The organism is Desulfofundulus sp. TPOSR (assembly GCF_011393055.1).
GTDB classification, from domain to species: domain Bacteria; phylum Bacillota; class Desulfotomaculia; order Desulfotomaculales; family Desulfovirgulaceae; genus Desulfofundulus; species Desulfofundulus kuznetsovii.
On the sequence record NZ_JAAOEF010000003.1, the window covers coordinates 906,002 to 932,994 of the forward strand.

The window sequence follows — 26,993 nt, forward strand, 5'->3', positions numbered from 1 at the left end:
TGCCCGGAGCAGCCGTTTTCATAATTCTATCTTTAAGGTTCAACTTCAGTACAGGAACTACGGGTATATGCTACTTTTATTTTTCCCGAGATTCTGTTTTTGCTTAATCAAAAGCACCTCCACCATGTATACACCTTCCTTCTCCAGGCATTACTAAAAAAAATGTTTCCGGGAGGAAGACAGATGGCCAAAAGGGAAAGGTTGAAGCTGGGCGGCCGGGTCAGTGTGCACGACTCGGTCCAGGAAATGTACGAGCATATCCACCGGGACGGTTTAACCAATGTATGGGATCGCTTTGAACCCCAGGAGAAAATCCGGTGTAACTTCTGCCTGGCGGGGGTTAGCTGCCAGCTTTGTACCAATGGTCCCTGCCGCATTTCGGATAACGTGGGAGCCATTCTGGGTGTATGCGGCATCGACCGCAACGCCATGGCCATGCGGGACATGCTTTTGCGCAACGTGATGGGTACGGCCACCTACACCCACCACGCTTACGAAGCCTTTCGCACCCTCAAGGCTACGGCGCAGGGAAAAACGCCTTTTACCATCACCGATAAGAATAAATTGTACACCTTTGCCGGGCAGGTAAAGGTGGACACCAGCGGTTCTCCCGAGCAGGTAGCCATTCGCCTGGCCGATTTTTTGATCGGCGAACTATACCGTGATTATGACGAGCCAGGTACTATGGTAGAAGTTTTCGCTCCCGAACCACGGAAAAAACTATGGCGGGAACTGGCCATTTACCCTGCCGGAGTGATGCATGAAATTAAAGACGCTACTGCCAGTTGCCTGACCAATGTGGACGGGCACTTTGTTTCTTTGGAAGGTTGCCCTGGGAGACGATCCGGTGCAGGCGGCCAACGGCATTGAGGAACACATCAACAAAAAACGTGCCGCCCTGGGAATTTAAGCGTTAGCTGAGCGGAAAAGGTTCAATCAAAATCTTTTAGGAAAGCATCATTCGCCGACAACCCACTTCCATGCGACCAAATACGAACGCAGGAACGAAAAAGTGCGCCTGGACTAAGTCAGCCCCCTTGCCATGTCCCGTGGCAAGGGGGTCCTTAATGCTGGAGACCGGATCGGCGCCTGTACATTTGCAAAAAACTCAGGCTCAACGGATAGGGACCACGCTCATAACGGGAACAGGGAAACTCGGAACAATCCCGGGAGCAGTAATCGATGTTCCGGGCAACGGCGCAGGCCAGCACGGGGCAGCGAAAACCCAACTGTTCCTGAAAGTTGATTTTTGCCCGGGCTTCAATGCTGCTGCCAGGACCGCAGGACGCACATTTGCCCCGGTTGTACAGACCACAGGCATCGCAAGCCAGCCCACAGGGACCGGTAGCCATGAAAAAGCCTCCTTAAAATTAACAAAAATAGCATGGTGGCATTACAAACACGGCACTCCGGAAAATATTTTATCTATTGCTTTTTGCCGTTTCAATGACTTCTTGTTTTTCTTAAGAGAACGCATCCACTCCGGCCCAGCAATATCTAACCCCTTGACATTGGTTTGAGGGTACAGTAAAATTAATATTGCTAGCAAGATAATGTCGGGGCGTAGCTCAGTTTGGCTAGAGCGCTACCTTGGGGTGGTAGAGGTCGCACGTTCGAGTCGTGTCGCTCCGACCAGAGGAAAGCCCGCAAGGCCGCATAAGGGAGGCTTTGTGGGCTTTTAATTTTCAGTAGGGCCGGGCGGAGGTCCGAATGGATTGATCGCCGCAGGGAAGTTGGATACTGCTCCCTTGCGGCTTTTTTCTGCATACCACATATCCATAAACATACGCCTTTTTTCTACATAAGCTATCTGCGTTAGTTATCTGTGTTCGCCACCTTACCCTCAATTTTTCTCTAAAACTTGCCGAAATAACCCCTGAGGTCTTCTAATTGTGCTGACAAAAAAATGCAGGGAAAAGGAAGGGGAGTGCCATTTGTGATCCTGCCTCGATTCAAAAGTAAAATAGCATGCCAGAAAAAAATAGCATCAGCTCCTGCTGTACTACCGGAAGAATCACCTCCGGACCCCCAAGAGACAAAGGCTGTTGACCAGCCAGAACAAGCAGAATGTGACCTCCTGAACTGTGCCCTAGAGCTGGCTCCTTTTATCAAGGGGCTGCTGGGTGAAGAAGCGGGTATATACCTTTCGGACCTGGAACGGTACATTTATTGCGACCCGGGACGTGTAGGTCTTTCCCTAAAAGCGGGGGACATTGTCAAAGAAGGCAGCGTGACGGCCCTGGCCCTGCGCACCGGCCAAAGACAAGCCAGACGGGTGGGAAAAGAGGTCTACGGCATACCATATATCGGTATTTCTTATCCCATTACCGACACTAAGACGGGTAAAATAGTCGGTACTCTGGGCATGACCACCCCCATTACCCGCCAGGAAAATCTAATCGCATTGTCGGAGGAAATGGATAACCAGATCAACACCATTGCCATGGCCACCTCCAACCTTTCCGCCACCTCTGAAGAACTGGCGGCAACCACGGAAAACCTGAACAACAACGCCCAGAAGATCAGGAATGAAATTAAGAAAACCGACGGCATTGTCGCCCTCATCGAGGAAATCGCCGAACAGACTCACTTGTTGGGTTTGAACGCGGCCATTGAGGCGGCCCGGGTGGGTGACGCCGGACGGGGTTTCAATGTGGTAGCCGGGGAAATACGCAAACTATCCCAGGATACCCAACGTTCAGTTAAAGAAATCATGCAGACCTTGCATGACGTACAGCAATCCATTATAAACCTGACTAACTCAATTGAACAGATGTCTGCTGCAGCCCAACAGCAGGCTGCCTCGTCTCAGGAAATTAACGCTTCTGTAAACGAACTGGCTGCAGTAGCCGGGCAACTGAAAAAACTGGCCGATGAACTGGTCGTTTAGGTGATTGTGAGTTTGCCTTAAGAGCCGCTCATATTACCATGGGAGAAGGGAAAAAAGTAAAAAGAACAAGGAAAGGGAAAAAGGAAAGAAAAGAAACAACCAAAGAATTTTTACAGAACTGCTGGGATTACAAAAGATGCCCCGAGGAAAAGAAAAGAGCTTGCCCGGCTTATATTGAAAAGAGGGGCCGGGACTGTTGGCTGGTGGATTACACCCTGTGTGACACAGAAGGTCAAAGTTCCGCGGCGGAAAAGATAAGCCTTTGCCGCCGCTGTGATTTTTACCGCCGAGCAAACCGCCAGGGCATACAAATCCGCGGCAAATTACTAATGGGTTTCGGACTGGTATTGCTGCTTACCCTGGCCCTGGGCCTTTTGTCCCTGGCCCAACTAAATGCCATCAATGAATCCTATACCGATTTAATGGAACATAAAGCAGCAAACATGAGCAAAGTCCAGGGTATCCTTATCCGGTATGAGAAAACGGCCCTGGATTTACGGGGCTACATGCTCACCGGAAATCCCAGTTATCTTAATGCCTACTTGGTGGAAACCAAGCACCTGCAAAGGGACATTTCCGAACTGGCTAAACACCTGCAAAGCAACGCTGAACGCTCGTTGCACATGGCCCTTCAAGCAGCCCACGCCGATTCTGAAAAATATGCCCAAACGGTCATCCGGTTCAGGCAAAATAACCAAATGGAAGAATTAACCCAGTATCTCCAAACCAGCGGGGATATAATCAACGCAGTTATCTACGCCGGCCAGGCCCTAGTGGATGAAGAACAACGGCTTTTGAACTTGGGAAAACAAGAAAATGCCAGGCGCGTTAAGCATGCTATAGCCCTGGTTCCGACGATGATCGTCTTAGCCTTACTTGTCGGCCTGGGGGTTAGTTTATATATGTCCCGCTCAATCGCCAACCCCCTGGTCAGAATTGAAAAAAGGGCTGCCCGCATTGCAGCCGGCGACCTGACCGGCGAAGAAGTAAGCGTCAAAACCCGGGATGAGGTGGGCCGGATGGCCCAAGCATTTAACCAAATGGCCGGCAGTTTAAAACAAATGGTGCAGGAGTTGAGGGACAAGGCCCAAACCCTGTCCTCCGCTTCCCAGCAACTGACTGCCACCGCTGAAGAAACTGCCGCCATGGCCAACGAAACGGCGGCTACCATCAGCCAGGTAGCTACCTCGACCCGGCAGGTATCCGACAACGCCCAGGAGATGTCCCGGACCGCAGCTATGGCATCCCAGCATGCTAACGAAGGTACCCGGGCCATCATGCAGATCACCGCCCAGATGGAAAACATAGCCCGGGTTTCGGAAGCAGCCTCCCGGGCCATGGAAAGCTTAAAGTCCAAATCACAAAACATCAGCGCTATGGTGGAACTGATTACCCAGATTGCCGATCAAACCAACCTGCTGGCTTTAAATGCAGCCATTGAGGCCGCCAGGGCCGGTGAGCACGGCCGTGGTTTTGCGGTAGTTGCTGAGGAAGTACGTAATCTGGCGGAACAATCGGCCCGGGCGGCACAGGAAATACAGCAGACCATTGAATCAATCCAGCAGGAAACGAAAGAAGCAGTGGACGCTACAGAAACCAGTGCCCGGGAGGTCAAGGCCGGAAACCAGGTGGTAACAGAAGTAAGACATTCCCTGCAGGAAATTATCCGCTCGGTGCAGGAACTTTCCTCCCGGGTCCAGGAGATGGCTGCGGCCGCCCAGGAGATTTCCTCCGGGGTGCAAAACGTCACGGCCGCAGCCGAGGAACAGTCTTCCGCCATGGAAGAATTATCAACTACTGCCGAATCCTTATCCAGCATCGCCAGTGAACTACAGCATTTGTCCTCCCGGTTTAAAGTGTGAACCTCCCCCGGGACAAGCCCGGGGGCTTCGTCCCGGAGGTTTCTCATGTCATCGGAATGCTGCCTGCTAAAGCGCAGGTCTTACGCTTTCCTCGTGAGCTACATGGTCGCGTCACCAAAACCAGGCCCGGTCCATAGGCGTCTACTACTCATCGTAGATACGTCAGGCCGCTCTTTTCGGCGCCAATACCTGCGGCCGCAGGTATTCCACTTTCCCGGGCAGCCTGCGGCCCCTGGTGAAACTCCCGTACAGAGCTTTGTCCAGGATGCCGCTGGCTCCCAGCACGTCCCGGTGAATCCCGGTTTTTCAGGGGCGGTCTCTATAAAAGGCTGCCCTGGGAAGCATGCCGGTCTTTGCCTGCGAACGCCAGGCAGGGGTTGCTCAAAAAGCTAACCAGCTTATTGGCATAATCTCCGGAAGCGGGTATGTCATTAACCTTGCCCGCTTTTATTTTTATGCCTTGAGTGCCATCACGTCCTTTAGTTAAAACACCTGGTGGTTAACTGGCGCATACTTTGTGGGTGAGGGATTTTACTGAGGGGGCGAAGGACAATGGCTAGTGGAAAGGATCCACAGTGGGAAGCCCGGATTAACCGGGGACCGGTGCTGGTGGGGAGCGGGAGAATCATCAGCAATCAGGGGGACGTGGTGGCGGCTACCGGGCGCCGCATAGCCGTTTTCGCACCGGAAAATAATACTTACCGCCTGATGAGTACCATCAATGTACCGGCGGAAGTATTAAGCCTGGCAGTGGGAATGGGGAACTTCACGCCGGATCAGATTATTGCCGGCACTCTGGACCAGATCCTGACCTGGTCGGCCCGCGGGGAAACTATTATTCCTTTCTGGAGTACTCCGCCGGAACCCGAGGCCCGCTTCGTCAGTTTGGCCCTGGGAGACGTGAATGGGGACGGTCGATTGGAAATCGTAGCCGCCGCCGAGGGCGCAGGCGCTTTTTATGTTTATGAACAGCCGGGAAGGCCAGAGGTGGAAATGAATCTCCAGCTGCTGGCCATCCGGCTGGTGCCCGGGGCACCGCAGAAAGTAACCGTAATCGAGCGAACCGGGATGTTACCTTTAATTGCAGTCGCTTTCCTGGAAGCAGGCAATTGGGGCATCGTTACTTTTTCCTATACGGAGAGGGGCTTTGTGGCCGGGCCCTTGCTGGAACGACTGCCCGCCGGCTTGACGGCCATGGTATCCGGGAGATTAACAGGTGCCCCCGGGGAGGATATGGTCTGGGGCGGCGATGACGGGCGGGTCCGGATAGTGGCAGTGGGGGAAACCCTTTCTACCGTACTCACCACTGATGACCTGGGAAGAGCCATATCAGCCCTGGCCGTGGGGAGGTTGGCCGACCGGGAGGTGCTGGTAGCGGGAACCCCCGAAGGGCATATCTTTATCTACCCCGTGCCGGTGGTCTCCCCGTCACCCGAGCAGACTATAACGGTAGAAGTTCCGGTTAATGATCTTACCTTAACCGCTAACGGCCGCCTGGTGGTGGGCAACCGGGAGGGACGGGTTCTGGTAATCTGGATGAGCGGCGGTTCTTCTTTTTTCCTGCACCGGGTACGCCCCGGGGAAACCCTTTGGGAGCTGGCCCGCCGTTATAATACATCGGTAGAGGAAATCATCCGGCTCAACGGCCTGACCAACCCCGATTGCATTTATCCGGGGGACCTTTTGCAAATTCCTTTGCCGTAACACTTAAGCCTTCAGAAAAAGCATAATTTTGCTATACCGGGACAAAGAATAATAGTGCTTCGGCAAAAACCAATAAGGGAGGCGATGGTCATGCGCGTTGAAGTGGACCAGGATCTTTGTATCAGCTGCGGCACCTGCGTGGACACCTGTCCTGAAGTATTTGACTGGAACGATGAAGATAAAGCCCATGCCATTGTAGACGAAGTACCCCCGGAGTTGGAGGATCAGACCCACGAGGCCGTAGAAAGCTGCCCCACCAATGCCATTTCAGAATATTAGGCCGTACCTCTACAAACCTGTTTGCTGACCGGCAGGTCAAGTTCAGTCAACCGCTTTAGGCAGGCATAGCGTTTCTTGACGCAAGAGGCGCACTACGGCTTGCCTCGGTATTAAACCCTAAAGGTCCTGTTGCGAGCACGGTTCAAAAACCGTGCTTTTAATTTGCAGAAGGTAAATTCCGTTGCCGTAGCGAATACAAAATAACGGCGAATAACAATGGTGAATGCTGGTAAAATACATGGTAAAAGTCCGGGAGAGAACAAGTGTGTCCAAATTCAAGGTACTGCATGTTATCCGTCCGGCCAGGGGTGGTATGAAAAATCACCTGCTTTCCCTTTTATCCCTGGGAGATAAGAATTTTTTTGAGCCTGTGGTAGCCTGTCCGCCTGGAAATATGGCTCAGGAAATTGCGGATCTGGGGGTAAAGGTAATTCCCATACCTCTTGCGGGTGAACTTTCTCCCCGTTCAGACTGGCATGTCATGCGCATCCTGGTGGATACTCTGACGGCTGAGAAAATCACCATTTTGCATGCCCATAGCTCCAAAGCAGGGCTGGTAGCACGGGTGGCCGCAAGGGTGGCCCGTACCCCGGTTGTCTTTCTGACGGCCCACAACTCCATTTTCTATGAATTCTGGCCGTCCTGGAAAAAAACCGCCTTTGCCTTAGGGGAGCGACTCCTGGCCCGCTTCACCCACCGCATTTTAACCGTCTCGGAAGCCCTGAGGCAGGAGCTTTTAATAAAAGAAGGACTGCCCCCGGACCGGGTGGTCACCGTACATAACGGCATAGATCCGGCTCCTTTCCGCTGCGAAGTTGACCGGCTGGCGGTACTGCGTTCCCTGGGCCTGCCTCCCCTCGGCCAGCTGGTAGGTACCATCGCCCGCCTGGCCCCACAAAAAGGGGTATCTTACTTCCTGCAAGCCGCGGCCATCCTTTGCCGGGACTACCAGGTGAATTTCGTGGTCGTAGGGGACGGCCCTTTACGCGAGGCCCTGGAACAGCAAGGGAGGGCCCTGGGGCTCAGCGGGCGGCTTTTTTTCACCGGGGAGCGAAGGGATATTCCCCGGATTTTAGCCGCTATGGATATTTTTGTCCTGCCTTCTATCACTGAAGGTTTACCCCTGACCATCCTTGAGGCCATGGCCGCGGGAAAACCGGTGGTAGCTACCCGGGTGGGTGGCTTGCCCGAAGCGGTGATAGACGGGGAAACCGGGTTTCTAGTACCGCCCCGGAACCCCCAGGCCCTTGCCCGGGCCCTGGTCCGACTGCTTTCGGAACGGAGAAAGGCGGAAGAAATGGGCCAAAAGGGAAGGCAGAGGGTTATGGAACACTTTACTGTTGAGGCCATGGTGCGTAAAATTGAGGAGGAGTATAAAAGTGCGCTTTCAAGAGAGGGTTTTTTACCTGCCTGCTCCCTAAAGACAACGGATGATAAAATGCCTCCGGAAATAAACCAATGCTGAAACATAGACACACAAATAAATCAAATAAAGGTGACGAAACTATGAAAACCAGGCGGTCAATCATTATTACCGCCCTCATCTTTTTCATGGCCTTTTTCCAGACCCCCCTGCAGGCCGGCATTGAACCGGCACTGCAGGCCGCCCTGCCGTCCAAAGATAAACAAGGTAAACCTTTTATACCTGCACCCCGGGGGGGCAGGGTAGTCATGGTTGTTGTGGATCGGTTGGGCCTGTCCGATTTAAAACATTTGCCCCACCTGCAAAAGTTGGAGCAACAGGGTGCCCTGGGACTGATGAACGGCAATACGGCAGGGGCCTTAACTCCGGAGAATACCTATGCTACTATTGGAGCCGGGGTACATGTTACCGCTTACGGCACGGCATCTCTGGGCTTCAACGCCCAGGAGAGATTTGAAAAGGGTACCGCCGCCGAGGAGTTCTACCGGCGCACGGGCATGGCTGTGAAGCCCGGCGCTTTGGTCCAGCTGGGTATTGTACGCATCCACAGGCAAAACCAGCAACTGCCCTATCCAGCTATACCGGGCGCTCTGGGCTCTGCCCTGCATAAAGCGGGCTTAAAAACCGCTGTTTTAGGAAATGCTGATGTTCCCCAGGGATTGCGGCGGCAGGCACTGAACATCGCCATGGACGAAAAAGGTGTGGTTGATTACGGTAATGTGGGTACGGCGATGTTGGCCAGTGATCCTTCCTTCCCTGGAGGGCTGCGTACCGATTACGAAAAGCTGTTGCATGCCTTTGACCGGCTCCCACCGGAGGTATCCCTGGCCGTTCTTGAACTGGGGGATCTCTCGCGGCTGGAGGAAATGCACGGCGATGTTTTGGATAAAGTAATGGAAAAACAGCGCCGGTTAACCCTGGAAAGGGTGGATCAATTTATTGGTGAACTGGCTTGCCGGCTAGATCCGCACCGGGACCTCCTGCTAATCCTTTCCCCCACACCCGGGAAAGGTGTTTCCGGCAGTTCAAATTACCTGACTCCCATCATGGCCGTTGGGGCGGGGGTTACTCCCGGTATACTATCTTCCCCCACCACCAAAAGGGCGGGTGTGGTGATGAACACCGACATCGCCCCGACGGTTTTGCACTTTCTAAGAATAGGGGTACCCGGGGAAATGACCGGCCAGCCCATGCGGGTAACGACCCCGGAAAAGGGTCAAATAGGTCTTTTGGAGCGTATGCTAAACCAGCTCAGTCTGACGTACAACATCCGCCCGAACATACAAAAGGGGTATATCTTTTATCAGCTCATCCTGCTTTTGGTATCCCTTTACTGTATTTTCTGGCGGCGCACCAGGTTGGGCCAGGTGCTGGAGCCCTTTCTGCTCTCGGTTATGGTAGTACCCCTGGCCTATTTGCTCCTGCCTTTACTGCCCCAGCCCACGGCCGGGGTGATTGTTCTGGAAATATTAACGCTGACCGTTCTGGTTACCACGTTAACGGTTTTTATGCACCGCAGGTGGCGGCTGGATCCCTTTATCTTCCTTTGCTTTGCCAATGGCGGGTTGATTTTACTGGATGCCGTACTGGGAGGACCACTGCAAAAAACAGCCATCATGGGATATGACCCCATTGTCGGCGCTCGTTTTTATGGTATTGGCAATGAATACATGGGTATTCTCATCGGTTCAATGATTATTGGCTCTACAGCCCTGCTAACCCGGTTACCCCACTGGCGGAAACCCCTGTTATCCTTTACGGGGGTAATTTACCTGGTCACCATTTATGTTCTGGCCGCCCCGCAACTGGGTACCAATGTGGGGGGAACCATAGCCGCAGCCGGTGCGTTCTTTACTACCTTTTTATTGCTCACAGGACGGCCCCTGACCATTCACAACGTTATCCGGATTGGCCTGGGTGCGATGGCCGTGCTGGTGGCCTTTATGATTTACGATCTCCATCGCCCGCCCTGGCTGCAGTCCCACATCGGGCGCAATACGGCCCTTGTATTACAGGGCGGTTGGCCGGTAGTGGTGGATATTATCCAGCGCAAGTCGGAGTTGAACATCAAGCTGGTCCGTTATACCATCTGGAGCCGCATTTTCCTGGCCAGCCTGGGTAGCCTGGTGCTGCTCTTTCACCGGCCAGTAGGCGTGATGGCGGCCATCAGGAGCAAGTATCCCGACCTGTTTCGCGGCTTTGTTGGCGTCACGACGGCCAGCATCCTGGCCCTGATTTTTAATGATTCTGGGATAGTGGCCGCAGCTACCACCATGGTTTTTGGCGCCCCGCCCATGGTTTATCTGGTACTTAAAGAAATTGGCGAAGAAACACCAAAAATGTAAAAGAAACCCTATCAGGACCTTTAAAATTTTATTTGACAACCGCAAATCTTATGCTACAATTGAACTTGATTGGAATTGGCCAATCCTGACAAATGTCGAGTTTGTCAGATGGCTTGATTCCAATAATATTTTGGGTCAAAGGGGGAAGATAACTAAGATGAAACACTTGGGCCGCCATGTCTTGGCTGAAATTTATGGCTGCGAATTCGACATCCTCAACGACATCGAAAAAGTGGAAGAAATCATGGTCAATGCAGCCCTCGAAGCAGGAGCGGAAGTGCGAGAATGCGTGTTCCATAAATTCAGCCCGCAGGGAGTCAGCGGCGTGGTGGTTATCTCCGAGTCCCACCTGGCCATCCATACCTGGCCGGAACTGGGTTATGCAGCGGTGGATGTGTTTACCTGTGGCGATAAGGTCAATCCCTGGGATGCCTGCAACTACCTGACCAGCCAATTTCGTGCCAAGCACATGTCGGCCAGAGAAACCAAACGCGGTATCTTTCCTGTGGCTGAACAACTGGCTGATCAACAGGTAGCTGTCAATCTTTAGGAGGGGGATTTTTATTAGTACCCGGCTAACCAAGGGCTAGTGAGCCTTGCGATCTGAAAAAAGATTGCAGGGCTCACTGCATTTTTGGGGCATTTTTCACACCAGGAAGGAAATTTTTTAGCCGTAACGAATCAATACTAAGTTAGGATAAAAGGAGGTTTAAAATGTTCGAGCGGGTGCTCGCCCCCATTAAAGCAGAACTTCAGGAAGCGCAAAACATACTGGCCAAAACCTACCAGATCCGGGCCGGGCACCTTGGCAGGTTTACCCGTCTGATACCCGGCAGTTTTCATGACTTCATCCGCCCCGCCCTGGTACTGTTGTCGGCCAGGATTTTTGCCCCTCTAAATTCCCAGGCCGTTGCCCTGGCAGCCGTCATACAGTTCATCTACCTGGCTGCCCGCATACACCGTAATGTCCGGGAGTGCCCCGTACCGGGGGACCCGAAAGACGGCTACCAGTTTCCAGTGCTTGTGGGTGATTACTTTTATAGCCGGTTTTTTACATGCCTGTGCGACCACGGTGTGGTGAAGTACTTAAATCCCCTTTCGAGAATAATCTGTGAAATGAGTAAAGGCGGCATCTTGCGCGTTCAAAGTGGGGATGGGCTCCAAAATGCAGATTTGCTCAAACAAATAGTCTTTAAGGAAACGGCCATCCTTTTTGGCGGCGGCTGCCGTCTGGCCGGCGACCTGGCCGGTGCGTCGGAACGTGAACAAAAAGCGCTGGACAGGCTGGGAACAAGCTTTGGTATGGCCGTGGGACTAAGCGAATATGCCCAGGAAACCAACGGCTACCTTGGGGAAGCCCTTGTGGCTCTGGCCGGACTTCCCCCCGGGGAAAGCCGCGATACTTTAGAACAATTAATCCGGCTTTTCCAAAAACAAAACGCGGGACTGGCCGTCCAGGTAGGATAAGCAAAAAGGAGCAAGATTGATGGTCCACATTCCATCACCCTATCGCAGCAAAGAAGAATATGTACATGCCATCTTTTCTTCCATTGCCCACCGATACGACCTTTTAAATACGGCCTTAAGCTTTAACCGGGACAAGTACTGGCGCCGTTTCGCCGCCGCCCAGACCGGCCTGCAACCGGGAGGCTGTGGGCTGGATGTCTGTTGCGGCACCGGGATGCTCACCATCGAGCAAGCACGCCTGGTTGGTCCCCGGGGCCGGGTGGTAGGGCTGGACTTCTGTGAAAACATGCTGGCCAAGGCCAGGGAAAACGTGAAAAAAACTCCCTTTTCCGAACAAATCCAGTTTGTACAGGGAAATGCCGTTAATTTGCCCTTCCCGGATAATACCTTTGACTGTGCCACTATTGGCTTTGCCCTGCGCAATGTACCCGATATCCGCAAAACCATCAGTGAAATGGCGCGGGTGGTCCGGCCGGGGGGCAAAGTGGTATCCCTGGAATTGTCCAAACCCAGCGCCCCCCTATTCAAGCAACTCTATTACTTTTATTTCAATCACCTGGTACCCCTGTTAGGGCGTCTGGGAATAGGCTTCGACGGCCCGTACAGCTACCTGCCCAATTCTTTAAAGGATTTTCCCCATCAACGGGAAATCAAAGAGCTCTTCAGTGATGTGGGCCTGGCAGATGCCCGCTACTACGAGCTTACCGGGGGAATTGTTACCGTACACGTGGGTACCGTGGTTTAAGGCGGGGGTAGTATCATGGCTTATAAAGATTTGCGGGCCTTCCTTTCGGTACTGGAAAGGAAGGGCCTGTTAAAAAGAATCACCACGGAAGTGGATGTGGAACTGGAAATAACCGAGATTACAGACCGGGTTTGCAAAGCCGGCGGGCCGGCATTGCTTTTTGAAAATGTGCGGGGTTATGATATGCCCGTGTTGACCAATGCCTTTGGTTCCCTGGAACGGATGTGTCTGGCCCTGGAGGTAGAAAGCCTGGATCGAATTGGAGAAGAATTAATCAGTATTTTGCAACCTGCCGAACTGCCTGTAACTTTTATAGATAAGTTAAAAGCCATACCGAAGCTGGCTCAGTTGTCCTCGTTTATACCAAAAATAGTAAAGACCGGCCCCTGCAAGGAAGTGATTATCCGGGACAACCCTTCCCTGAAAGAACTGCCCGTGCTCAAATGCTGGCCCCGGGATGGGGGGCCGTTTATCACCCTACCCCTGGTCTTCACCCGGGACCCTCTTACGGGACGGCGCAATGTGGGTATGTACCGCATGCAGGTTTTTGACGAACGCACCACCGGTATGCACTGGCACATCCACAAGGGAGGGGCAGAACATGTACGAAACTATGACGGGCCCATGCCCGTAGCAGTGGCCATCGGCGCTGACCCGGCTGTTATTTACGCCGCAACGGCTCCTTTGCCTCCCGGAATCGACGAAATGCTCTTTGCCGGTTTTTTACGTAAGGAACCGGTGGAACTGGTACGCTGTGAAACGGTGGACCTGGAGGTCCCGGCCAATGCCGAAATTATCCTGGAAGGTTATGTGGACCCGCGGGAAACCCGCCTGGAGGGGCCCTTTGGTGACCACACGGGCTATTATTCCCTGCCGGATCACTACCCGGTTTTCCATTTAACCTGTATTACCCGGCGTAAAAACCCTATTTACACCGCGACCATTGTGGGCAAACCACCAATGGAAGATGCTTATCTCGGCAAGGCCACCGAGCGCATCTTTTTGCCCCTCATGCGGCTACAGCTACCGGAAATTGTGGATATAAACATGCCCTTTGAGGGAGTATTTCATAACTGTGTAATTGTATCAATTAAAAAGCGTTACCCCGGCCAGGCCAAAAAGGTGATGTGCGCCCTGTGGGGAATGGGGCTGATGATGCTGGCCAAGCTGATCATTGTGGTGGATGAAAATGTGGACGTACAAAACCTTTCCGAAGTAATGTGGAGGGTATTCAATAATGTGGACCCCCGCCGGGACGTCCTGATGGTGGAGGGCCCCTTAGACGCCCTGGATCATTCTTCACCCTTACCTTACTACGGCAGCAAAATGGGCATTGACGCCACTCAAAAAGGCCCCGGGGAAGGGCACATGAGGGAATGGCCCCCGGATATAGAGATGAGCCGCGACATCAAGGAACTTGTAGACAGGAAGTGGGAGAGCTATGGTCTATAGGATAGTATATAAAACACGCATTGTCCTGGAAATGATTAAATTTGAACATACCATTTTTGCCCTGCCCTTTGCTTATGTGGGTGCGCTCCTGGTACAAAAACAAATACCCAGCCTGCACGACCTGATCTGGATAACCCTGGCCATGGTGGGGGCCCGCACTGCCGCCATGTCTCTCAACCGGTTAATTGACCGGCATATTGATGCGCTAAATCCCCGTACAGCCAACCGGGCGTTACCCCGGGGGCTGGTTAACGTAAAGGAAGTGGGGCTTTTGATCATCCTTTCCTTTGCCCTGTTGTTTTTTTCGGCGTACCAGTTGAGCCCTCTAGCCTTTAAGCTCTTTCCCATCGCAGTGGCGGTTCTCTCCTTTTATTCCTTTACCAAGCGTTTTTCCTGGACCTGCCACCTTTTTTTGGGTCTGGCCCTGGGGTTGGCCCCGGTGGGTGCCTGGATTGCCATCGCCAACCGTTTTGATCTGGCCCCTGTACTCATCGGGTTGGGAGTTCTTTTCTGGGTGGCAGGTTTTGATATAATCTATGCCTGCGATGACTATGATTTTGACCGTAAATACGGCATACACTCCATTCCGGCCCGTTTTGGCCTGGAACGGGCTTTACTGATTTCAGCCTTCTTTCACATTGTCGCACCGCTATTTTTCATCACCGTGGCCTTTGTGTTAAACCTTGGAATATTTTACCTGGCAGGTGTACTGATTGCTGTGGCCCTTTTATTCAAACAGCATACCCTGGTTTCACCCCAGGATCTTTCCCGTGCCGGGGTGGCTTTCTTCAATCTTAACGGGACTTTAAGTGTAGTAATGTTTGTCTTTACCCTTTTAGACGTTCTTTTTCCCCTGCACCTTTTTTAGCCGGGGAAGACAAGTAAAAATTTTTAAGGGAGAAGGAGATAATGGATAAATTTTTTGTTTCTGAAGAGCTAAAGGATATCGCCGCAAAAGTACAGGTGGGAGAACGCCTGAGTTTTGAAGACGGGGTGCGTTTATTTAAATCCGGGGATCTTTTAACCATTGGTTACCTGGCGGACCAGGTCCGCCAGCGGAAAAACGGCAACCGCGCGTACTTCATTGTCAACCGGCATATCAACCATACGAATATTTGTATCAATCGTTGCCCCCTGTGCGCCTTCGGACGGGACCCCGGTGACCGGGGAGCCTATACCATGACCCTTGATGAAATTGAAGCCCGGGCGCTGGAATGCCGGGGACAGGGTGTATCGGAAATTCACATTGTGGGCGGTTTAAATGACGCCCTGGACCTGGAATACTACCTAGAAATGCTGCGCCGGGTGCGACGGGCCCTGCCGGGAACGGTAATCCAAGCCTTTACAGCTGTGGAGGTGGATTACCTCGCCCGGAGCAACGGACTCTCCCTTGAAAAAACCCTGGAACTGCTAAAAGACGCCGGACTGGACTCCTTACCCGGCGGAGGGGCGGAAATTTTTGCCCCCCGGGTGCGGGAGCGGATCTGCCCGCGCAAAATCAGTGGCGACCGCTGGCTGGAAGTGCACGAAACGGCCCATCGCCTGGGCATGCGGACCAACGCTACCATGCTTTACGGCCACATTGAAACCATTGAAGAACGGGTGGATCATTTAATCCGGTTACGGGAGCTCCAGGACCGTACTGGTGGCTTTCTGGCCTTTATCCCCCTGGCATTCCATCCCAAAAACACCGAGCTGGAATCCCTGGGACTGGCCGGCACTACCGGTTACGAGGATTTAAAAGTGCTGGCTGTTGCCCGCCTGATGCTGGATAACTTCGATCACATCAAAGCCTTCTGGATTATGATTGGCCCTAAACTGGCCCAGGTAGCCCTTTCCTTTGGAGTGGACGATCTGGACGGCACGGTGGTGGAGGAAAAAATTGCCCACGACGCGGGTGCTGAAACGGACCAGTACATGCCCAAGCAAAAACTCATTAAAATGATCCGGGCGGCAGGGCGAATACCGGTGGAGCGGGACACCCTGTATAATGTAATTCGGGAGGGGTTGCAGTGACCAGGTTGCGCCTGGGGCAGATAGAATACCTGAACTGTCTGCCGGTCTACCATGCCCTGGAGGAAGGGTTACTTCCATTGGATGGGGAACTGGTAAAGGGACCACCTACCAGGTTAAACCGCATGTTTTTCGAGGGAGATCTCCACTGTACCCCTCTTTCGTCCATTGAATACGCCCGCCACGCCGGGGATTGTTTCATTTTACCCCGCCTATCCATAGCAAGCGACGGCAGGGTGGCCAGCGTCCTTTTCTTCAGCCACCTCCCGGTTACCGAACTGGAGGGAAAAAAGGTTTGCGTAACCACGACCTCGGCTACCTCCGTGGTTTTACTGCGTATCCTCTTTGAACATTACTACCACGTGGAAGTAGAACTCTACCCGGTGAAAGCAGATTTAAAAACCATGCTGGAAATAGGGGACGGGGCACTGCTCATTGGTGACGACGCCATGCTGGCCCACCAGCAGGTAATCGGGGAGGGCATGCCGGTGTTCATCACCGACCTGGGTCAGGCCTGGAAAGACTTCACCGGGGAAAAGATGGTTTATGCCCTGTGGGTGATCAGGCGGGAATTTGCCGAAGCCCACCCCCGGGAAGCCACAGCCCTGGCCAAACTGCTCTACCACTCCCTGGAAATAGGCATGGGGAATTTGCCCACACTTATTAAAAAAGCACACCGGCGCACAGGACTACCCCTGATGGTACTGGAAGATTATTTTCACACCATCCGTTACGACTTTGACGGGGACTACCGCCGGGCATTGCTCACTTTTTATGATTATGCCTACAAGAGCGGCATCATCGAAGAAAGGGTCAGGCTTTCAGTCTGGGGTGAAGACAAGTGCCAGAGGTAACGGCTCTGCTTGAGAAAGCCGCAGCGGGAGAAAGGCTCTCCCTGGAAGAAGGGGTGGAAATCCTCAAAAAGGCCGACCTTTTGGCCCTGGCCAGGGCGGCCGACCAGGTACGCCGTAGATTGCACCCGGAAAACCGGGTGACTTTTATCATTGACCGCAACATTAATTATACCAACGTATGCCATTGTCGCTGCCGTTTTTGTGCCTTTTATCGCCACCCGCAAGATCCCGATGCCTATTTAATTACTAAGGAAGAACTTTTTCAAAAGATCGAAGAAACCATCCGGGCGGGAGGCACGGAAGTGCTTATCCAGGGAGGGCTACACCCGGATCTGGGCCTGGACTACTACCTGGACATGCTGCGCTCCATCAAGGAACGTTTCCAGATCCATATTCACTCCTTTTCGCCACCGGAGATAGTGCACATAGCCAGGAAGTCCGGCCTGCCGGTGAAGGAGGTACTGGCCCGGTTGAAAGAAGCCGGACTGGACTCCCTGCCCGGGGGAGGGGCGGAGATACTGGTGGACCGCGTCCGCCGGGTCATCAGCCCCCACAAGGTTTCCTGGGCCGAATGGATGGAGGTAATGCGCTCCGCCCACAGCCTGGGGATGAAAAGCACCGCCACCATGATGTTTGGACATATAGAAACTCCGGAAGAGCGGGTGCTGCACATGGTGCGGGTGCGCGAGCTTCAGGACGAAACCCGGGGGTTTACCGCTTTCATCCCCTGGAGCTTCCAACCCCTAAATACCGAGTTGGGGGGAGAAACGGCAACCGGGGTTGATTACCTGCGCACCCTGGCCGTAGCCAGACTGATGCTGGATAACGTACCCAACCTCCAGGCTTCCTGGGTCACCCAGGGAGCCAAAATAGCCCAGATAGCCCTCTTCTTTGGAGCCAATGATTTCGGTAGCACCATGCTGGAGGAAAATGTGGTCCGGGCAGCGGGGGTAAACTACCGGGTGCCGTTACCGGAAATAATCCGCTGCATCAGGGAGGCGGGTTTCACCGCGGCCCAGCGCACCACTTTTTATCAGATCATCCGGGAATATTGATAGGGGAAGCTGGGCAGAGCAAACCGGGCATACCCCGCGCACTTGCTTTGAACGGCATGCTTGCCCTATAATGTTGGGGACAATGGTAGCGGAGGCAAACAGAATCATGGACAATAAAGAAGCTTTACGCAAATTGCCGGCAGTGGACGAAGTATTGCGCTCGCCGGAAGTGGCAGACCTGCTGGCGGAAAAGCCCCGCAACCTGGTGGTAGAAACGGTCCGGAAAGTTCTGGATCGCTGGCGCCAGGCCCTCTTAACGGAGGGGGCAAAGGAGGAGATGGGGCGCGCAGAAATTACCGCCCGGGTAGTGGGGGAAGTTATCCGGGAAACCGCCCGCCGCTCCCGGGCAAATTTGCGCCGGGTGATCAATGCCACGGGGGTAGTGCTGCATACCAACCTGGGCCGGGCCGTGCTGGCCCATACCGCCCGGGCCGCAGTGGAGATGGTGGCTTCCGGCTACTGCAACCTGGAGCTGGATCTTCAGAGCGGTCGCCGGGGCTCCCGTTATGCTCCCCTGGAAGGGCTGCTCACCAGTCTGACCGGAGCGGAGGCAGCCATGGTGGTGAACAACAATGCCGCCGCTGTTTTGCTTGCCCTGAGCACCCTGGCCCGGGGCCGGGAAGTTATTGTCTCCCGGGGCCAACTGGTAGAAATTGGCGGCTCCTTTCGCATTCCCGAGGTCATGGCTCAAAGCGGAGCCACCCTGGTGGAAGTGGGAGCAACCAACAAGACCTATCCCGATGATTACCGCCGGGCCATTACCGACCGGACCGCTCTTCTCCTGCATGTTCATACCAGCAACTACCGCATGGTAGGTTTCGTACGGGAAATTACCGCTAACGAACTGGTCATACTGGGCAAAGAATATGGTTTACCGGTGATGAGCGACCTGGGCAGCGGTTTTTTGGTGGACCTAAGCCATTTTGGACTCCCTGCTGAACCAACGGTACAGGAGGTCGTGGCCTCTGGCGCCGATGTGGTCACCTTTTCCGGCGACAAGCTTTTAGGTGGTCCCCAGGCGGGCATTATCGTGGGCCGGCGCGAGTACATCGAAAAAATGAAGAAAAATCCCCTGACCCGGGCCATACGTATTGACAAGTTTACCGCCGCCGCCCTGGAAGCCACCCTGCGGCTGTACCTCGAGCCCGACAAGGCCTTAGTCCATATCCCCACCCTACGCATGCTCACTGCAAGCGTAACCGAGCTGGAAGAACGGGCCCGGAAACTAGCGGAGCAAATGCGCCAGATGGTCGGAGAAAAGGCCCTCATTGAGATAGAACCTGTCATTTCCCGGGTAGGGGGAGGGGCTATGCCTACGGCCGACCTGCCCTCCATGGCCGTCACAGTGCGACCCCGGCAAACGGATAGCGAGAATCTGACCAGGATCTTACGGACCGGGGAACCGGCGGTCATGGGACGGGTGCAGGATGACCGGTTGATCCTGGACATCCGCACCGTTTTACCTGGAGAAGAGGAGATTCTGGTTCAAGCCGTCACAGCAGCACTTCAACCCGGGGAGGAGGTCGAAAGGTGACCTATTTGATCATCGGAACCGCCGGTCATGTGGATCACGGCAAAACCATGCTGGTCAAGGCTCTTACCGGAGTAGATACGGATCGCTTAAAGGAAGAGAAGGAACGGGGTATCTCCATTGAACTGGGCTTTGCTTCATTAACCCTGCCCAGCGGCCGGCAGGCCGGCATCGTAGATGTCCCGGGCCATGAGCGTTTTATCAAAAACATGCTGGCCGGTGTCGGTGGTATTGACCTGGTGCTCCTGGTCATTGCCGCCGATGAAGGAATTATGCCCCAAACAAAAGAGCATATGGATATCATTCACCTCCTGCAAATACCGCGGGGAGTAGTAGTGCTGAGCAAAGTGGACCTGGTGGACCGGGAATGGCTGGACCTGGTGCGGGAAGAGGTGGTGGATTTTCTCAAGGGTACCACCCTGGAAGGTGCACCGGTGGTGGAGGTTTCCAGTGTTACCGGTCAGGGGCTGGACGAACTTTTACGCACCATCGATCTGGTAGCGCAGGAGGTCAAGGAAAAACCGGCCACCGGTCACGTACGACTCCCTGTTGACCGGGTTTTTTCCATCACCGGTTTTGGCACCGTAGCCACCGGTACTTTGTGGAGCGGCATACTGCGCGCCGGGGATGCGCTGGAAATTATGCCCCGCAAAATAGCCTCCCGGGTCCGCACGCTGCAGGTGCACGGACGGAAAGTGGAAGAAGCCCGGGCCGGACAGCGGGTAGCGGTAAACCTGACCGGGGTAGAAGTCGAGGAAGTGCCCCGGGGCAGTGTCCTGGCCACTCCCGGCAGTCTGACCCCCTCCTACCGCCTGGATGTCCGCTTTGTGCTGCTGGGAACAGCCAGACCCTTGAAAAACAGGAGCCGGGTGCGCCTGCACCTGGGAACGGCGGAAATTATGTGCCGGGTAATCCTCCTGGACCGGGATGAACTGGCCCCGGAGGAGACGGCCCTGGCCCAGCTGGAGCTGGAGGAACCCGCGGTAGCCGTGCAGGGGGACCGGTTTGTCGTACGTTCCTATTCCCCGGTACGCACCATTGGCGGCGGTAGGATCATTGATCCGGTAGCACCAAAACACCGGCGCCTGCGCGCAGAAGTAATTGAAAGCCTCTTAACCCGGGAAAAGGGTACACCTGAAGAACTCCTGCTTCAGCAACTCAATAGTCACCGGACTATCCTTACGGCAGAAGAACTGGTTAAGGCCAGCGGGCTGGATGAGAAGACAGTAAAGGATACCCTGCTCTCCCTGGTGGAAAAAAAGCAGGTTCGCCCCATACCCTCCGAAAACCAGGTTTATTATCTTCTCCAGGAAGTCTATCTGCAGTGGGCGGAAAATATGCGCTTAATCCTGCAGGAATACCACCGGGACTTTCCGCTGCGGGAAGGTTTCCCCAAAGAAGAAATGCGTTCCCGCCTTCTTGCAGGGCTGAACAGCAAACAGTTTCAGTCTCTTCTCCAGGTTATGGAAGAAGATGGGCTGGTGAAGCTTTACACCCAGGATATAGCCCTGCCTGAATTTACCCCGAGGCCCAACCATAAACAGGAACAACAAATAAAGCAGTTGCTTGAGATGTACAGGGAGGCAAATTACCAGCCACCTGCCTGGGGTGAGGCAGCCCGCAGGGCAGGGCTGGAAGGCCCAGCGGCCCAGGAGATTTTGCAATACCTGCTCAAGAAAGGCCTGCTGGTGCGGGTAGCCGACGATCTGTACTTTCACCCGGACTGTGTAGACAGGGCCCGGCAGGCACTGGTTGACTATTTGCGGGAAAAGGGAGAAATCACGGTGGGAGAAACCCGGGATTTGCTGCAAACGTCCCGGAAGTACGCGCTGCCCCTCTTAGAGTATTTTGACCGGGAAAAAACTACCCGGCGGGTGGAGGATAAGCGGGTCCTCACCCGGGCGGAGAAACAAAAAAACCGGTCATAACCGTAAATACGGTTACAGCCGGCCATCCACCCTGGCCCTTTTTGGGGGATAACTAGTCCCCGGCCATGGGCCAGAGGTATAGCCCCGTAGCTTCATCAAAGACCCGTTCAAAGTCGCGTTCATGCTCATGGAGGAGTTCGGTAATCACATATTCGCAGGCGAAAACCTCTGTCCCTTCCGCCAGGTGGCCGCCGACCATACGTCCATCTGCAGCCATCAGGGCAATATGAGCGTGAATGAAGGGCTGCCCGTCCCTAAGGGAGATATTCCCCTCGAGGCCGATGATTTCATGGGGATTATCAAACTCCAGATAGGTATAGGTGCGCCGGTCCTGGTGATAAAAGCCCACCCGGGCACGGGTGACCGCCCCAATGGCCCGCACTACGCCCAGCTGGATATTTTCATTCACACAAAGCTGGGTCAGGGAAGCCAGTAAATCGGATCCCTTTTTTAGTCGTCCCATAATCATGCGCCCACGGCTTACCGGTTGTACGAGCATATAAATTCTGACCATCCTCCTGTTAAAATTTCTCCCGACTCTGGCTGAAAGACAGGGAGGACCCGGGAAAAACCCCGCGTCCTCCGGCTATGCTGCGTCCAGGCGAGATTAGCGCTACTGCTGCTTTTGCTGTGGTTGCAATACTTTGTACTGGGGTTCCTGCTGTTCAATGTAATTAACCCGTCCCCGCAGGCCCTTGCAAATGTTCTCCAGTTGCTGCGAATAACTGGCAAACATTTGTTTGGCCGTCTGATCCTGGGTATCCAGGGAGAAGGTCTTTAAATTGGCAGCCGCACTTTCCAAAGAGGCCAGGGTTTGATGCATCTTTTCGCCAATGGTCATAGATTTACCTCCTTGTTTTTAAGAAAAATTTTTCAATTGCAGTTCTAGTGTGGACGTTTTTACGAGAAGATATCACCGGATTATTATGGACAAATATACAAAATTAACTCATAAAAAAACTGGGTGCAATAAAGGTGAGTAATTTGAACCCCCTGTTGGAAAAACTTATCGCTTTAATTAAGGCCCGGGGGCCCATTACTTTTAAAGATTTTATGCAAATAGCCCTTTATTACCCCGGACTGGGGTATTACACCGGCGCTGGGGAAAAAATTGGGCCCCGTGGTGATTTCTACACCAGCGCCGACGTACATCCCCTTTTCGGGGCCATGCTGGCCAAACAGTTTTTCCAGATGTGGGAATACCTTGGGCGGCCGCAAAACTGGGTGCTCGTAGAATATGGAGCGGGTAAAGGCCTTTTAGCCCGGGACATCCTGAACGCACTGGCTACATCTTTTCCCCCGGCATGGGAAGGGGTGCGCTATTATATCATCGAGGCCAGCCTGGAGATGGTCCGGCGGCAAAAAGAGCTTCTGACCCCCTTTTCAAAGGAAAAATTATCCTGGGTCAATGCCCTGTCTGAGGTAGGAGATACTGGCCATATTAATGGAATCATTTTTGGCAACGAGCTGGTGGACGCTTTTCCGGTCCACCGGGTGCGCCAAACTGCGTCAGGGCTCAAGGAAATTTACGTTAACTGGCGTGACGGCAGACTGGTAGAGGAGGAGGGTGAACTTTCCACCCCCTTCCTGGAGGAATACTTTACCACCCTGGGCATAAAACTTGCACCTGGCCAGGCAGCGGAAGTAAATCTGGCTGCCCGGGAATGGCTGCGGGAAGTGGCGGGCGGGCTGGGGCGGGGTTTTGTACTCATTATTGACTACGGCATGGAATCCCCGGAGCTTTACCATCCTTCCCGCTTTGAAGGCACCCTGCGCTGTTACCGGCAACATCGTTTAGGTAGCGATCCCCTGAATAATGTGGGGCAGCAGGATATCACCGCCCATGTTAATTTTTCCGCCCTCATGCACTGGGGCCGGGAGGCCGGCCTGCACCCCGTCGGGTATACCACCCAAATGAATTTCTTGCTGAACCTGGGCATTATGGAGGCCATTCCCCGGTCCGCCCCCGAATACGTTTTTGACGAAAGGACCACGCGTACCGTCATGGCCGTAAAAAAACTGCTTTTACCGGAAGGAATGGGAGGAATCTTTAAGGTTCTGGCGCTATGCAAAGGGGTTGGGCAACCTGACCTGCTCGGTTTTACAAAGGGACCAAAAGGCAGGGGGCAGCCATGATCAAAAACCTTTTTTTTGCTGCCGGGGAAGGAAAACACCGGGTACAGCTGCAGGCAACCGTCACCGGCGAGGGTATTATAATCTCCCTTTTCGGCGGTGAAAAGCCCCATGTTGGAGCGGTAGTTTTGAGCATTCCCCGCCCCAGCCTGGCCGATCCCGGCCGCTTAAGCTGTACCTCCACGGTGGTACCCAGGCTGGGGCACAAGGACGACGAAATAGCCAAACCCCTGGCCGAAGAACTGGCCAAAGCCAGCGGCCAGCCGGTGGTCGTGGTAGCCGGGCTCCATGTGGAAAGGGCGCAAGCGGAAGATATAAACCTCCTGGTTGAGAATTCCCGGCAGGCCATGCAACAATTGTTAAATAATTTAAAATTCTGTTTAAAAATTAATACCAATTTTCGTTAGCTTTTTTTTGTGCCTCCGGGGACAAAATATGTTCCAGGAGGTGATAAAATATGTCCCGTGACGACAAAACCAATCGCGCAGCAGAACGCAGGAACGATACTGCCTGCCCGGCTCTGGAGGGCACGGGTGGCTGTCCGGCAGAAAATGATCTTTCCGCTGATTCTTGCGCCGAATGCGCGAAAGCGGATGACGACCTGTAAAAACTAGCCTAAACGGGGTTCCACACCCCGTTATTTTTTTAAAAAATAGCTTGACAGGGGCAAGCAGGAGGGTTTAAACTGTATCTAGATTGAGATTCATTCTCACAAATCACGTAAAACCTGCTTTTCGCTTTAATAGTATTACCACTGAGTGATAATGATTCTCATCATCATGCATTTATCTACGCCTTACATACATAGGGAGGGACTTGCCGTGACCCTTGATCGCATGAAAAGAGGTCAGCGTTGCCGCATTTTATCCATACCCTCGGAACTGGTTCGGGCACAGGCCCTGCGTTTTGGCATCGCTGAAGGGGAAGTTGTAACTTGCTGTGAAGTAGTACCTGCGGGACCGGTAGTGATCAGCAAAAACCGTCAGGAAATCGCTATCGGCCGCGGGTTGGCCCGGCAGATCGAAGTGGAAGGGAGTTTTTAACCATGGCTCACTGCCATTGTCCCGGACTTAAAATAGAAATACCTGCCGGGGCCCGGCGCATCGTGCTGGCCGGTAATCCCAATACGGGAAAGTCGGTATTTTTCAACCACTTTACCGGCATGTATGTGGATGTTTCCAACTACCCGGGAACGACCCTGGATATTTCCTACGGGCGTTACGGCTCTGACGTGGTAATTGATACACCGGGGGTTTATGGTATATCCTCCTTTAACGACGAAGAGCGTATTGCCCGCGACATCATCCTTTCCGCCGACCTGGTGCTCAATGTGGTCTCGGCCGCCCATCTGGAAAGGGATCTTTTCCTCACCCAGCAAATCATCGATACCGGAGTACCGGTAATCGTTGCCCTGAACATGATGGACGATGCTAAGAGGATGGGCATTGAAGTTGATGTGGATCGGTTAAGCCAGTTGCTGGGAGTGCCCGTCATCCCCACGGTGGCCGTGAAAAAAGAGGGGTTTGACCGCTTGAAGGCGGAACTCTTTACCGCCCGGCCGGGACACGCCACACCGGGGCTGGAAAAGGAGCTCAACCAACTGCTCAACCGGGTGGGTAGCCGGGGGGAAGCACTGCTGGTCCTGGAAGGAGACCCGGTAATTGCCGCTCGCCACGGCTTGGAGCCGGACACCCGGCGAGAGGAAATTTATCGCCGCCGGAGGGAGAGGGTTAACGCAATTTGCCAGCAGGTGGTGCGGGAAACCTCCCGGGGCGCCAGTGTGGCCACCACTTTGGGACGCTGGATGATCAAGCCGCTTACGGGGGTTCCCATCCTGTTGCTGGCCCTCTGGGCCATGTACAAAGCCATTGGTGTTTTTATCGCCGGCACCGTTGTAGGTATTACTGAGGAAACCATTATGCAGGGCATATATGAGCCTGCGGTGCGTCAATTCGTAGAACAATTTATACCCCAGTCTTCCATACCGGGTGCCATTTTGATTGGCGAGTTCGGTTTGCTTACCATGACGGTGACCTACCTGTTGGGATTGTTGATGCCCCTGGTGGTAGGGTTCTATTTCTTCCTGTCTTTATTTGAAGACTCGGGTTATTTACCCCGGATTGCCACCCTGGTCGACCGCCTGTTAACCTCCATTGGGTTAAATGGCCGGGGGGTAATTCCCATTATTCTTGGTTTTGGCTGCGTAACCATGGCCACCATCACCACCCGGCTCTTATCTTCGGACCGGGAGAGGAAGATCGCCATTTTTCTGCTGGGGTTAACCATTCCCTGCTCCGCCCAACTGGGGGTCATCGCCGGCATGCTGGCCACACTGGGACCGCAGTACGTAGCCCTGTATGCCCTGGTGATCTTCAGCGTGCTGGTGATGGCCGGTACGCTGCTGTCCACCCTGTTGCCGGGTAAGTCGGCTGACCTGTTCATCGATCTGCCTCCTTTGAGGCTGCCCCGGCTGGACAACGTGTTAAAGAAGACTGGCACCAAGTCCTACCATTTCCTTAAGGAAGCCGCGCCACTCTTTGCCCTGGGGGCATTGATCATCAGTACCTTTCAGGTAACGGGCATCCTGGAGTTCTTACAAAACCTCCTGGCGCCCCTCACCGTGGGCTGGCTGAACCTCCCCCGCGAGGCGGCCACGGCCTTCATTATGGGGATTGTACGGCGTGATTTTGGGGCCGCCGGGTTAACGGATCTGGCCTTAACCCCGCTCCAAACCATTGTGGCCCTGATTACCATCACCCTGTTCGTACCCTGCATTGCCTCCATACTGGTAATTTTTAAGGAACGGACCAAAAAGGAAGCCCTGATGATCTGGTGTAGCAGCTGGGTAGCGGCATTTCTCGTGGGCGGCCTGGTAGCCCAGCTGGCCCGGCTCTTTAGCCCCGCCAACGGGAAAGTGCAGGTTTTGCCGGTAATACTGGTCTTCGCAGCCCTTACCCTGGCCATTGTGGGAATGTGCATGTTCCTTCGCCGGGCCAGACCCACCACCAATATTCCGGGGTAGGGAATCTAAAGGTGCTCCCGGGAGCCGCCACTAGTGACACAGGGAGGGAGAGGGTATGCAATGTTTAAAGACATTTGCCCTTGTTGCGGTTATAAAGTAACTGAGGTTAACGCTACCCGTTGCCCCCGTTGCAACCACTTTCTATGGACATGGCAGTACTGCCAGGGCAGCTGCAAAAAATGCACCGGGGGGTGCATGCCCCTGTCGGCGGGACACGCTGATAAGGGGCCACGGAAAGGAATCTGAAATGGCTCAAGGGGCTGGTTTCCAAACCGGCCCCTGTTTTTAAC

26 protein-coding genes and 1 tRNA gene are annotated in these 26,993 nt (G+C 53.8%); 24 read left to right on the forward strand and 3 right to left on the reverse strand.

The features are described 5' to 3' along the window. Nucleotides 1-183 precede the first annotated feature (183 nt). From G7K71_RS15455 to G7K71_RS15475, 5 genes are all read left to right on the forward strand, one after another. Nucleotides 184-870, forward strand: coding sequence for a hypothetical protein (locus tag G7K71_RS15455; RefSeq protein ID WP_166348161.1), 687 nt, complete (start codon nt 184-186; stop codon nt 868-870). Nucleotides 871-1,067: 197 nt separating this feature from the next. Then, entirely contained in the window at nt 1,068-1,520 is a 453-nt protein-coding gene (locus G7K71_RS15460; RefSeq protein WP_166348164.1) for a hypothetical protein, read from the forward strand. A 37-nt stretch (nt 1,521-1,557) separates the two neighbouring features. Then, nucleotides 1,558-1,635, forward strand: a tRNA-Pro gene (locus G7K71_RS15465). 301 nt (nt 1,636-1,936) lie between these two features. Continuing rightward, on the forward strand, nt 1,937-2,890 hold the full coding sequence (locus G7K71_RS19935; protein WP_013822657.1) for a methyl-accepting chemotaxis protein: 954 nt from the start codon (nt 1,937-1,939) through the stop codon (nt 2,888-2,890). A 38-nt stretch (nt 2,891-2,928) separates the two neighbouring features. Continuing rightward, the gene (locus G7K71_RS15475) at nt 2,929-4,752 is read left to right on the forward strand and encodes a methyl-accepting chemotaxis protein (RefSeq protein WP_166348170.1); all 1,824 of its coding nucleotides are present in this window, start codon (nt 2,929-2,931) and stop codon (nt 4,750-4,752) included. A gap of 162 nt (nt 4,753-4,914) precedes the next feature. Here the strand turns inward: G7K71_RS15475 and G7K71_RS19940 are convergent, their stop codons facing one another. Beyond that, nucleotides 4,915-5,037, reverse strand: a complete 123-nt coding sequence (locus G7K71_RS19940; protein WP_279286353.1) for a hypothetical protein — start codon at nt 5,035-5,037, stop codon at nt 4,915-4,917. Between the two features lie 267 nt (nt 5,038-5,304). On the opposite strand from G7K71_RS19940, the gene G7K71_RS15485 reads away from it, so the two are divergent. The 14 genes from G7K71_RS15485 (at nt 5,305) to selB (ending at nt 21,548) form a co-directional block, all read left to right on the forward strand. After that, nucleotides 5,305-6,456 carry a LysM peptidoglycan-binding domain-containing protein gene (locus G7K71_RS15485; RefSeq protein ID WP_166348173.1) on the forward strand — a complete coding sequence of 384 codons (1,152 nt, stop codon included), beginning with the start codon at nt 5,305-5,307 and terminating at the stop codon, nt 6,454-6,456. A 90-nt stretch (nt 6,457-6,546) separates the two neighbouring features. Next, the gene (locus G7K71_RS15490) at nt 6,547-6,735 is read left to right on the forward strand and encodes a ferredoxin (RefSeq protein WP_013822654.1); all 189 of its coding nucleotides are present in this window, start codon (nt 6,547-6,549) and stop codon (nt 6,733-6,735) included. 265 nt (nt 6,736-7,000) lie between these two features. Beyond that, the gene (locus tag G7K71_RS15495) at nt 7,001-8,200 is read left to right on the forward strand and encodes a glycosyltransferase family 4 protein (protein WP_166348176.1); all 1,200 of its coding nucleotides are present in this window, start codon (nt 7,001-7,003) and stop codon (nt 8,198-8,200) included. A gap of 41 nt (nt 8,201-8,241) precedes the next feature. Further along, nucleotides 8,242-10,503, forward strand: a complete 2,262-nt coding sequence (locus G7K71_RS15500) for a hypothetical protein (RefSeq protein WP_166348179.1) — start codon at nt 8,242-8,244, stop codon at nt 10,501-10,503. 157 nt (nt 10,504-10,660) lie between these two features. After that, entirely contained in the window at nt 10,661-11,053 is a 393-nt protein-coding gene (gene speD, locus G7K71_RS15505; RefSeq protein ID WP_013822651.1) for an adenosylmethionine decarboxylase, read from the forward strand. Nucleotides 11,054-11,217: 164 nt separating this feature from the next. Next, nucleotides 11,218-11,970 (forward strand): polyprenyl synthetase family protein, encoded by a 753-nt coding sequence (locus tag G7K71_RS15510; RefSeq protein ID WP_166348182.1) that lies wholly within the window; start codon nt 11,218-11,220, stop codon nt 11,968-11,970. Between the two features lie 19 nt (nt 11,971-11,989). Then, nucleotides 11,990-12,715, forward strand: a complete 726-nt coding sequence (locus tag G7K71_RS15515; RefSeq protein WP_166348185.1) for a demethylmenaquinone methyltransferase — start codon at nt 11,990-11,992, stop codon at nt 12,713-12,715. A gap of 15 nt (nt 12,716-12,730) precedes the next feature. Next, nucleotides 12,731-14,167, forward strand: coding sequence for a menaquinone biosynthesis decarboxylase (locus G7K71_RS15520; RefSeq protein WP_166348188.1), 1,437 nt, complete (start codon nt 12,731-12,733; stop codon nt 14,165-14,167). Beyond that, nucleotides 14,157-15,035 carry a UbiA-like polyprenyltransferase gene (locus tag G7K71_RS15525; RefSeq protein ID WP_166348191.1) on the forward strand — a complete coding sequence of 293 codons (879 nt, stop codon included), beginning with the start codon at nt 14,157-14,159 and terminating at the stop codon, nt 15,033-15,035. The genes G7K71_RS15520 and G7K71_RS15525 overlap by 11 nt, the downstream gene beginning before the upstream one ends. A gap of 41 nt (nt 15,036-15,076) precedes the next feature. Beyond that, nucleotides 15,077-16,183, forward strand: a complete 1,107-nt coding sequence (mqnE, locus tag G7K71_RS15530) for an aminofutalosine synthase MqnE (RefSeq protein WP_166348194.1) — start codon at nt 15,077-15,079, stop codon at nt 16,181-16,183. Continuing rightward, nucleotides 16,180-17,034, forward strand: coding sequence for a menaquinone biosynthetic enzyme MqnA/MqnD family protein (locus G7K71_RS15535; RefSeq protein WP_166348197.1), 855 nt, complete (start codon nt 16,180-16,182; stop codon nt 17,032-17,034). Before mqnE ends, G7K71_RS15535 begins: the two co-directional genes overlap by 4 nt. Next, nucleotides 17,022-18,089, forward strand: a complete 1,068-nt coding sequence (gene mqnC, locus G7K71_RS15540; RefSeq protein ID WP_166348200.1) for a cyclic dehypoxanthinyl futalosine synthase — start codon at nt 17,022-17,024, stop codon at nt 18,087-18,089. Before G7K71_RS15535 ends, mqnC begins: the two co-directional genes overlap by 13 nt. Nucleotides 18,090-18,195: 106 nt before the next feature. Further along, nucleotides 18,196-19,623 (forward strand): L-seryl-tRNA(Sec) selenium transferase, encoded by a 1,428-nt coding sequence (gene selA, locus G7K71_RS15545; RefSeq protein WP_207712931.1) that lies wholly within the window; start codon nt 18,196-18,198, stop codon nt 19,621-19,623. Continuing rightward, nucleotides 19,620-21,548 carry a selenocysteine-specific translation elongation factor gene (gene selB / locus G7K71_RS15550; protein ID WP_166348203.1) on the forward strand — a complete coding sequence of 643 codons (1,929 nt, stop codon included), beginning with the start codon at nt 19,620-19,622 and terminating at the stop codon, nt 21,546-21,548. Before selA ends, selB begins: the two co-directional genes overlap by 4 nt. Nucleotides 21,549-21,600: 52 nt before the next feature. On the opposite strand, the gene G7K71_RS15555 is transcribed toward selB, so the two are convergent. Together G7K71_RS15555 and G7K71_RS15560 are read right to left on the reverse strand one after the other, a co-directional pair. Continuing rightward, nucleotides 21,601-22,062 (reverse strand): PPC domain-containing DNA-binding protein, encoded by a 462-nt coding sequence (locus G7K71_RS15555; RefSeq protein WP_243174932.1) that lies wholly within the window; start codon nt 22,060-22,062, stop codon nt 21,601-21,603. A gap of 99 nt (nt 22,063-22,161) precedes the next feature. Then, nucleotides 22,162-22,389 carry a DUF1657 domain-containing protein gene (locus G7K71_RS15560; RefSeq protein WP_013822640.1) on the reverse strand — a complete coding sequence of 76 codons (228 nt, stop codon included), beginning with the start codon at nt 22,387-22,389 and terminating at the stop codon, nt 22,162-22,164. A 134-nt stretch (nt 22,390-22,523) separates the two neighbouring features. On the opposite strand from G7K71_RS15560, the gene G7K71_RS15565 reads away from it, so the two are divergent. From G7K71_RS15565 to feoB, 5 genes are all read left to right on the forward strand, one after another. Continuing rightward, a complete protein-coding gene (locus G7K71_RS15565; protein ID WP_166348206.1) occupies nt 22,524-23,684 on the forward strand; it encodes an SAM-dependent methyltransferase in 1,161 nt (386 codons plus the stop codon). Then, a complete protein-coding gene (locus G7K71_RS15570) occupies nt 23,681-24,088 on the forward strand; it encodes a hypothetical protein (RefSeq protein WP_166348209.1) in 408 nt (135 codons plus the stop codon). The genes G7K71_RS15565 and G7K71_RS15570 overlap by 4 nt, the downstream gene beginning before the upstream one ends. Before the next feature lie 50 nt (nt 24,089-24,138). Then, nucleotides 24,139-24,288, forward strand: coding sequence for a hypothetical protein (locus G7K71_RS15575; protein ID WP_013822637.1), 150 nt, complete (start codon nt 24,139-24,141; stop codon nt 24,286-24,288). A 214-nt stretch (nt 24,289-24,502) separates the two neighbouring features. Continuing rightward, nucleotides 24,503-24,724, forward strand: coding sequence for a ferrous iron transport protein A (locus tag G7K71_RS15580; RefSeq protein WP_041282845.1), 222 nt, complete (start codon nt 24,503-24,505; stop codon nt 24,722-24,724). 2 nt (nt 24,725-24,726) lie between these two features. Continuing rightward, the gene (gene feoB, locus G7K71_RS15585; RefSeq protein WP_166348212.1) at nt 24,727-26,703 is read left to right on the forward strand and encodes a ferrous iron transport protein B; all 1,977 of its coding nucleotides are present in this window, start codon (nt 24,727-24,729) and stop codon (nt 26,701-26,703) included. The last annotated feature ends 290 nt before the right edge of the window (nt 26,704-26,993 follow it).